The organism is uncultured Gimesia sp. (assembly GCF_963972345.1).
Taxonomy (GTDB): Bacteria; Planctomycetota; Planctomycetia; order Planctomycetales; family Planctomycetaceae; genus Gimesia.
Map to the genome: position 1 here is coordinate 29,710 of NZ_CAXAVM010000047.1, position 8,939 is coordinate 38,648.

The window sequence follows — 8,939 nt, forward strand, 5'->3', positions numbered from 1 at the left end:
GGGTTTATCTTTCTACTCTTGCTGTCGTAAGTCACGACGGATTAATCCAGGTAGAGGAATTCGTTGGAGTTTAACAGCACATGACAGAGATCTGCTAAAGCCTGTTGACGTGCGTTGCTGGCTCCGAGTGAAGTTTCCGAAGGAGGCAGGATCCGCAGGGCCCCAGCGACCTGGTTTTTTAACAGGCTGTTCTGATCCTTGAACTGCCAGAAGGCGACTGTGGCATCCGGCTGCTGATCGGGTTGATTGATGAGCAGTTGCTGTTCCGTCAGGGCAGCCTGGCAAAGGCGGACATTGTCCAACAGCCCCGTCCACCTGCTGCCTGATGTTTTCTCGCGTCCCCCCAGAACCAGATTATGATCGGGACGATAGTTTCCCACGACAGAATGTTTGACTGAGACAGTCTGCAGCGGTTTATCTGAGAAGAGCTCTTTGACATAGAACGTAATCCCCTTCTCACTGGTATCCGCAATGTTGATCGCGGCAGCGACATAATAGGGTTTATGGAGTTCCAGATGCAGATTGGAGGGCACCACCTCGTAAGTCAGTTTTCCCTGTTTGTTATCGCCGACCAGTTGCAGAATCAGGTTGCGAGGTTTGTAGGCGGATTTCTGACTGGTGACCCCGAATGACCAGCCCTGCTGTTGGGAGTTGCCGGTCCAGTGAGCGGCGATCGTATTGACGGACGCATTTTCATAAATGGAATCCAGCTGCACGACGGCTTCAATCGTCAGATCTGCCGCGGGCAGTGAACTGGCAGGCCCTGCACTCAGGCTGGAGAGTTTTGAGTCTTTCCCCAGTTTGATGGCTTCGCCCGTTTTGGGAGTGATGTGCCCCACGAAGGTCTGCTTCTGACTGTCGGATTCAGCTGCAATCCGTTTCTGTTGAGTATCGAGAAATTCCGAAAACAGTTTGATCTCAGTCGGCTCCGGTTTCTTACCGAATGTCATCTGATGCAGATGACTGATCAGTTCTTCCTCGGTATTGAACGGCTCCGATTGCACATTGCGGGCCATCGCTTTAGCACGTTTCAGGAACCAGTCGCCGTTGATCATCAGTAATGCCTGGTTGGCAGTGGTGGTCACATCGCGCTGGGCGACACTTTGAATACCGCCGGGCAGATCGAAGGCACCCAGAACAGGGTCCTGCACATTCCGTTTCATAATTGTATAAATGCTGCGACGTGGCTGACTCGCACTGACGGAAGGCCCTCCCAGTTTCGTATCCAGTTCCCCGGACAGCAAGAGCGCAGAATCACGAATATCTTCTGCGTTCAGGCGGCGGATGTTGGCCCGCCAGTGCAGTCGGTTCGCAGGATCTTTCAATTCGGCCTGTCGCGGTGCCGGATGGAACGCGGACAGTCGGTACGTCGAGGAGTTCATAATCAGGCGATGCAGATTTTTAATGCTCCAGCCATTCTCCACGAAATAGTTCGTGAGCCAGTCCAGCAGTTCGGGATGACTGGGCGCCTCTCCCATATGGCCGAAATCGTTGGCAGTTGCTACCAGTCCGGTGCCGAAATGATACTGCCAGACGCGGTTGGTAATGACACGTGTAGTCAGTCGATTCTGAGGATTCACCATCCAGTTCGCCAGCGCCGTGCGACGACCTGTGGAATGGGGGGCCGTCGAAATGGGGACGATTTCCGCTTCACCGGGCTTCAAGAGGGATAAAAAGCCGGGCACGATGGGTGTATGTTCCGGGTCATCGGGAATTGTGGTCACCGGGATCGCGCCTTTGGCGTCGGTCACACTCATGCCGGTAGGCAATGCTTTGGGTTTCAAGTCGTCAAAGGCAGCCAGCTGTTCGAGCAGTTCCTGGTATTTTTTGCCGTTTGGTTTAGCGCTCTTCTTCAGTGAAACCAGTGCCCGGTTCTGTTTATCTTCGACCTGTCGGTTAACAAGGTCTGCCAGCTGATGCTCGTGAGCGGTCCGCTCCTCTTCCGGTTTCTCCATGATAGCCTGGATATCGGCTGGGAACATCTGGATCTGGCTGCGGGCTGCTCCCTCCAGCGATTTCTTTGTCAACTCTTCGATCTGGGCACGAATGTCAGCCGTTTTCTTTTCCCAGATATCCTGTTTCTGATTGTATTCAGCCAGTTCCTGCGGTGTCACAAAGGGGACATCGTCGCGAGGCATCATCGGTGCAAAAAATGCCTGCAGGCGGTAATAATCCTGATGGGAAATCGGATCGAATTTATGATCGTGACAGCGGGCACAGCCCATGCTCATTCCCATAAAAACATTGCCGGTGGCATCGGTAATGTTGTCGAGGATGTCATTCCACTGCGTGCGTGCATCGCGCTGATTGTATTCGTAGAGGTAATGTCTGAGGAACCCGGTCGCCGCAAGTGCTTCGGGATCTTCCGGTGCAATTTCATCGCCGGCCAGCTGCTCTTTTACAAATTGCGAGTATGGTTTATCACTGTTGAATGAGCGGATGACATAATCCCGGTAGCGCCAGATTTCCGGACGAAACGCGTCCTGGTTGAACCCGTCTGATTCGGCATAGCGAACCACGTCCAGCCAGTGTCGAGCCCATTTTTCACCATAATGCGGGCTCTCCAGCAGCTCTTCAATCAGCCGCGGCCAGGCATCGGGTGAAGGGTCATTTACGAAGGCGTTGATCTGTTCCACGGTCGGAGGCAGGCCGATCAGATCATAGTAAGCACGTCGAATCAACGTGGTACGACTGGCTGCGCCGGCGGGTTGCAAGCCTTCTTTTTTCAGACGGTTAAAGATGAACGCGTCAACCGGATTTTTCGACCAGTCCTGTGCCTGGACCTCGGGAACGTCTGTCTGCTTGACGGGCTGAAACACCCAGAAGTTACGGTCTTCTTCGGTGAAGAATGTTTCCAGCTTTCGCTGCTTGATGACGTAGTCTGCGTTTTCCGGCCAGTAAGCGCCGGTATCGATCCATTGTGTGAGTGCGGCGATTTCTTTATCAGCCAGTTTTTCATCCGGCGGCATCTCATACGATTCGTAGTTGATCGCTTCAACCAGCAGACTTTCATGCGATTTGCCAGGGACAATGGAGGGGCCACTCTCACCACCGGTCAGCATGGCTTTGAGCGAATCGAGGCGCAGCTCTCCTTTTTGCTTTTTATCGCCGTGGCATTCCAGACAATGTTTAATCAGCAGGGGGCGGATTTCTTTTTCAAAGAAATGCAGCTGCCGTTGATTGCCGTTGGGATCTGCGGGCTTGGTTTTTTCTTCCGCCACAACCAGGTTGGCAGACAGCAAAAGTAACAGACTGACTTGCAGGAATCTCATGAACCATTCCTCTTTCATTTATCGACGCTGAAAATAAAAGGGTATCTATCTTCGAATCGTATCAGATGTTATTACAAATTATTTGCGTGTTTGTTTCAGGGGAGGGAGCCCGCCGATAAAGACGGGATCTATTATATCACTGTCCTCCAGCGCATCCTGGATGAACAGGCCTTCGACAGTTTCCCCTTCGGCAAAACCGAGGTCAGACAGATCAATGCCGGTCGCGAGCGCCTTGGCGCCTACGACATGCCAGTTACCGCCATTGCCTTTGGCAGTCTCCAGTTCGGCACGGGAACGAATGCCTGACTTCTGATTGAAAATGTGCAACCAGAACTTCTCCAGTGGTTTTGCTTCGGGCGAAGCGAGATCGATATCAAATTTTTGAATCAGGTGGGTTTTGGATTTATCCGTGAACGGCAGTGGTGATGCATAAAAAGCATCTCCGGTGGTGGAGTGTACGATAACCTGTAGATCAAACAGGACAATATCCGGTCCGAGATCATTGACCACCGGCTCTCGAAAATGGATGGCCATCCCGGGAGTGTTGGGGTGAGCGGGATCGTCCTGTTCATTCATGACGGGCGGCGCAGTCAAGGGCGACGTGGATCCGCCGGGATTGACCACACCGGTCAGCAGGCAACGATCCTGCTCCAGCAGATGCCGTCGCAATGTCTGCGGATTCCCATCGCTGCCGGGATCAACACCATCATTGCGGGTCAGGAAGGATTTCCCGGTATAATGAATGAGTTCGATTCCAATCAGATCATCGACTTCATACTGACAGGATTTCCCCCCCCGCTGCACTGTGACGCATTTCAAATCTTCCGCGCGTTGTTCGGGGCCCAGGGTGGTTGTATAACTAACGATCCGATCAGGCAGCTGCGACACATACTGTTTGTGATCGAACGGGATTTCATCGACCACAATCCCGTTATTGGTGGTTAAGCGCTGCGCCATACCACGGGTCAACCGCTGTGATTTGACTTCACTTTCGGGCTTGAGTTTCACAGGCCGTACATCGGTTTCCCCTTCGACGACCTGCACGTCGGTATTACCCGCCTCAGAGACATTGACAGAAAACCGGGTGCCGTAATCAACGACATTGGAGAGTGGTGTTTCAACGGTAAACCCTTCGGCACCATCGGGGGCATAGACGGAACAGGCACCGTAACGCACCGCGAGATGCTCTGGCCCCTGGCTTTCAAAGACGGCAGGTCCGGTCAGAATGACCTCGGCCCCGTTGCTAAAAATCAGCTGCAGCTGTCCGGCCGAGATCGCATATTCCTGGCGGTTCACGATGGGGGAACCGACTTTCAGGGAAGGAGAACCTTCGGCAAACCGGACGGCGGCGGTCTGAGTGACAGCGGCGACAGCAGGAGTTTTCATATCAGGTTGAGGGAGATCCTGACCGAGTTGCGGAGCGGCAGGTGGAGACTGATCGAAAACAAGAAAACCTGTCACCAGTACCAGGCAGGCAGCGGAGATCAGCAGCCACAATGCGGAAGTTGTTTTCCCGGGCTGACCCGGTGGCGCCTGTGTATGGGCAGCGGGAACCAGCGGTGTCTGGATCTGAAACTCAAAATCGGAAATGGGCTGCTCGTCGTGCATGCGCTCCAGATTCAGATGCAGGTCGAGATAGTTGAAATATTTCTGCCTGGCATCTGCATCGGTAGAGAGCATGTCTTCGAGCTGCTGATGCTGCTCACCTGTGATGGTCTGGTTGCACAGCGCACCGAAGAGCTCATACAGCTTTTCATTATGTTTATTGTCTTGATTCATTTTCCCTCTCCTGTATAAGCGACGGTACGTTCTATACAGCGAGTTAATTGACGACGAATCTGATTGAGCCTGTTATACAGAGTCTGTATCGCAGCTCCGGCGACTTCTGCTAAATCTTTCACGGGGACCTGATCACGATAGACCTGGTTTACCAGCTTGCGATCTTTCTCTTTCAGCTTTTGCATACACTCTTCTAACGCGGTAGCACGCTGATCCAGTTTGAGCTGTGGAATCTCAGCACGTTCATCCGCCAGTTGCTGGATGACATCATCCCGAAACTGCAACCGTTTTCTCTGGGCTACACGCATGAAGTTTTTGACTTCATAAAAAGCAACGCCGCAGGCCCAGGAAAAAAAACTGCAGGTTTCATCATAGTCAGCAAATTTTTTCCAGAGAATCAGGCTGGTTCTCTGAAATACGTCTTCCGCATCATCCCGGTTGGGCAGCAACGAAAAAATGTAGGAGTAGATCTGATTTCGATGCTGCGTGAACACATGGAGAAATTTCACATGGAGTTCGTCGGGCAGGGCTGTCGGTTCCTGTTCAATGTTCATGCAGATGACTTCATTCAACCGGTAATAATATGATAGTTATTCCTGACTACAAATTCAAAAACAAAACTCTCCCTGTAAGGCAATCGTACAGGGAACAGGCGAATTACCCCCGCAATCTGTTGAAATTGATAGAGATTTCCGGATCACTGCCCTGAAGGACGCATTTCGCCCTCAAAACCCTGCAAACCGACCCAGGCTGTATCCATAAGTATACACCAATGTGATTTCTGAAGCCAATTCCAGTTTACCTGGAAAAACAGAGGTAAACGCCAGTAGATGCGTACGAATGCCTTTCAGGGACAGACTCCATCTTGTCCACCTGTTTTCAGGTTGGTGAATCCTCCTCGCATACCTGTACATTCGCCTGTTCGATTTTTGACCGGGCTCCCATCACAAAATATATCGTTTCGCTGGATTCATTATTTCTACTTATCTGCTCCAGTTGAAAATCTCATCATCAGTCTCGTTTTAGAAAGACAGGTCATTGCCATGAAGAAATTCAGCCGCTTGAATTGTCAGCGGGGTTTTACCCTGATTGAACTGCTGGTCGTCATCGCCATCATTGCCATTTTAATTGCGCTGTTACTGCCTGCGGTACAACAGGCGCGTGAAGCCGCCCGCCGAAGCACCTGTAAAAACAATCTCAAGCAGATTGGTCTCGCATTACACAATTACCATGAAACGTTCCGCACCTTTCCTCCCGGATATGTTGAAGAACAACTGCCTGCAAACGGGGGCTCCATTGCAGACAACCAGGGGCACTGGGTCTGGAATGCACTGGTGCTGCCCTATATCGATCAGGCCCCACTGTTCAATCAGCTCAATGTGGGCACCGTACCGGCCTCCACCATGCTGAATACCTCTGCCATCCGCAATACCATGCAACAGACGCTGCCCGCATTTCGCTGCCCCTCGGACACGGGTCCGCGGACGCATGAAGAACTGGGACGCAAAATCATGTCAGCCGCTGGAACTGAATATGGACTGGCAGTCACCAATTATATCGTCGCTAACAATTCCTTCGGCTTAAAGAAGGACAGTGGTACGAATCCAACCAACCATGCCAACGGTGCCTTCTATCGAAACAGTGATGTCCGCCTGCGTGACTTCAGCGATGGCAGCAGTAATGTGATTATGGCAGGCGAACGGGCTTATTCTGTAGGGAGTGTCAAAGCCTTCGCCGGTGCAATGTATGCCACCCGTGACTACAACGCCACAGGCCCCGCGATCAGTTCATCCGGTTCGAGTTCCAACCAGGGACTGATTGCCATCATGGGGGGAGGTGCTGCTCCCATCAATGCGAATGCATCGACGGGCCAGGGACGGATTGCCTTCAGCAGTAAACATGTCGGAGGCGCCCACTTCCTGTTTGGTGACGGCCGGGTTGTTTTCCTCAGTGAAAACATCGATCACAATGCAGCCACAATTCCCGCTGACAGTACGTTCGAATATCTCATCGGGATCAGCGATGGAAATATCACAGGCGAGTATTAAGCAATCGCTTTGACTTGTTAATTCAATTCATCCAGAGACAGGCAGAACACAGACTGCCTGTCTCTGTTCGTTGACATCTACCGTAAACAGGAAACAGACGGGTGAGTTGGAATTCCACAGCAGCACCTCTATGATGCGTCACTTTGTGAATTTTCATTCACATGATTCAGATTTACTGCGTTCAGGAGACTTTCATGCTTTCCAAAGAAATTTCATTGCGGATTCTATGTATGTATATCCTGTGTCTGTTCATCACAGGATGTGGCGGCGAGGCGAGTGACCAGCCGGACCTGGGAAATGTCAACGGCACGGTGACCCTGGATGGTGAACCACTGGCCGGAGCGATGGTGGTATTCAGTCCGGAAAAAGGGCGGTCTTCCATGGCGATTACCAATGACGACGGTCAGTACGATCTGCTGTATGTGGGCGATACCCGCGGCGCCAAACTGGGGACGCATCAAATCAGCATTACTACCGCACAGGCTGACAGCGCTGAAGAAGCAGGCGGTGAAGAAGCCACGCCGTTCAAGGAAAACATTCCGGCGAAATACAATTCTGAAAGCACCTTGTCCGAAGAGATTCAGGCAGGCGACAATCAGATTGATTTTGAACTGACATCCGACTGATGAGAGATCCATCACACTCAGCCGCCAGGCGCTGAAGGAAATTACTTTTCTCCAGGGCCCGTTTTGATTTCAATCGCTTCAGTTTTCCAATGCCATCAGATAGGCAATCAGATCTGCCATTTCCCGGGTTTTGATTTTCTTTTCAAAGCCTTCGGGCATTAACGATTTACCGGAACTGCGTATCTCTTCAATATTCTCCCGCAGTATCGTAATTTCCTTATTCTCGGCTTTTTTCAAAGTGATACTGGACGGAGTCTCATTGACAATAATACCGGTTTCAATGAGCCCCACATCGGTCACCACCACATATTCCAGATAGTTCGGCGAAACTTCCTTGTTGGGATCCAGTACATGCACCAGGATTTCCGATGCGGTCCGGTTTTTGATGGTCGCTAAATTCGGACCGACTTCATAGCCTTCTTTTCCCAGTTTATGACAGGTCAGACACTCCCGTTTGAATATGACTTTGCCGGCTGCCAGGTCTGTTTTCAAATCCAATGCGGGCTGATAGGCGGCAATGATTTCACGACGCGGGCCCAAGGTATCCCCGGCGAATAATTTTTCTGCCTGCTGTTTGATTTCGGGGTTAGGGCTCTTCATCAGAATCGTACGCCTGACCTGCGGAATCTGCGCGATCGAAACAGTTCGATCTGCGATTGCGGCAAACAGTCTGAGAATCCAGTTCTGCCTGCGTAAGAGTTGATTCACTATTTCTGTGCGGACAGAGGGCGTTAACGAGGGATAGCGTTCCAGCAGCAGCTCGGCAATTTTTGTATCAGAAAAGCTGGTGAGTGCTGCCACGACTGCGGTTTGAATCGCCTGGGGTTCCCGCGCATCCAGCAGCGATATCAAAGATGCTTCTGCCTGCATGAGATCGGTACAGCTTAAGAGTTCAATCGCCTGCTGCCGCACTTCCAGTGGTTGACTCCGATCAGCGGCCGTCTGCCTGGCATTGGCAATCCGTCGCCGCAGCATTTCCGCAGCCTGGCCCTGATCATCTGCGGGAAATATCAACAATGTTTTTCCGCTCCGTTTCAACCCCTGACCAATTGCTAAAATCACCGTATCCTGCAGCGCTGCCGACACCTGTGGTTGACCGGGAGACTCGTAGCTGGCAGTCAGTTCCAGAATCTGTTTGACTTCGGGAAGCTGCTGCCTGGTTCCGATCACATTCGACAGCTGACTCAACAGCGGTTTTGCGGCGGGGCTGCCGG

At 51.8% G+C, this 8,939-nt stretch carries 6 protein-coding genes; 2 read left to right on the forward strand and 4 right to left on the reverse strand.

Annotation, left to right across the window (positions count from 1 at the left end; genetic code table 11):
• Positions 1–41: 41 nt before the first annotated feature.
• From AACZ40_RS10455 to AACZ40_RS10465, 3 genes are all read right to left on the reverse strand, one after another.
• A complete protein-coding gene (locus AACZ40_RS10455) occupies positions 42–3,272 on the reverse strand; it encodes a DUF1549 domain-containing protein (protein ID WP_291168550.1) in 3,231 nt (1,076 codons plus the stop codon).
• Positions 3,273–3,350: 78 nt separating this feature from the next.
• Complete coding sequence (locus AACZ40_RS10460; protein WP_291168552.1) at positions 3,351–5,051, reverse strand: FecR domain-containing protein; 1,701 nt, start codon at positions 5,049–5,051, stop codon at positions 3,351–3,353.
• The gene (locus tag AACZ40_RS10465) at positions 5,048–5,605 is read right to left on the reverse strand and encodes a sigma-70 family RNA polymerase sigma factor (RefSeq protein WP_291168554.1); all 558 of its coding nucleotides are present in this window, start codon (positions 5,603–5,605) and stop codon (positions 5,048–5,050) included. The genes AACZ40_RS10460 and AACZ40_RS10465 overlap by 4 nt, the downstream gene beginning before the upstream one ends.
• Before the next feature lie 489 nt (positions 5,606–6,094).
• Here AACZ40_RS10465 and AACZ40_RS10470 point away from each other — a divergent pair, with 489 nt between their 5' ends.
• Complete coding sequence (locus AACZ40_RS10470) at positions 6,095–7,099, forward strand: DUF1559 domain-containing protein (RefSeq protein WP_291168556.1); 1,005 nt, start codon at positions 6,095–6,097, stop codon at positions 7,097–7,099.
• Between the two features lie 194 nt (positions 7,100–7,293).
• Complete coding sequence (locus AACZ40_RS10475; protein WP_291168558.1) at positions 7,294–7,725, forward strand: carboxypeptidase-like regulatory domain-containing protein; 432 nt, start codon at positions 7,294–7,296, stop codon at positions 7,723–7,725.
• A 78-nt stretch (positions 7,726–7,803) separates the two neighbouring features.
• Here AACZ40_RS10475 and AACZ40_RS10480 read toward each other — a convergent pair.
• A partial coding sequence (locus AACZ40_RS10480; RefSeq protein ID WP_339674387.1) for a c-type cytochrome occupies positions 7,804–8,939 on the reverse strand: 1,136 nt, incomplete at its 5' end.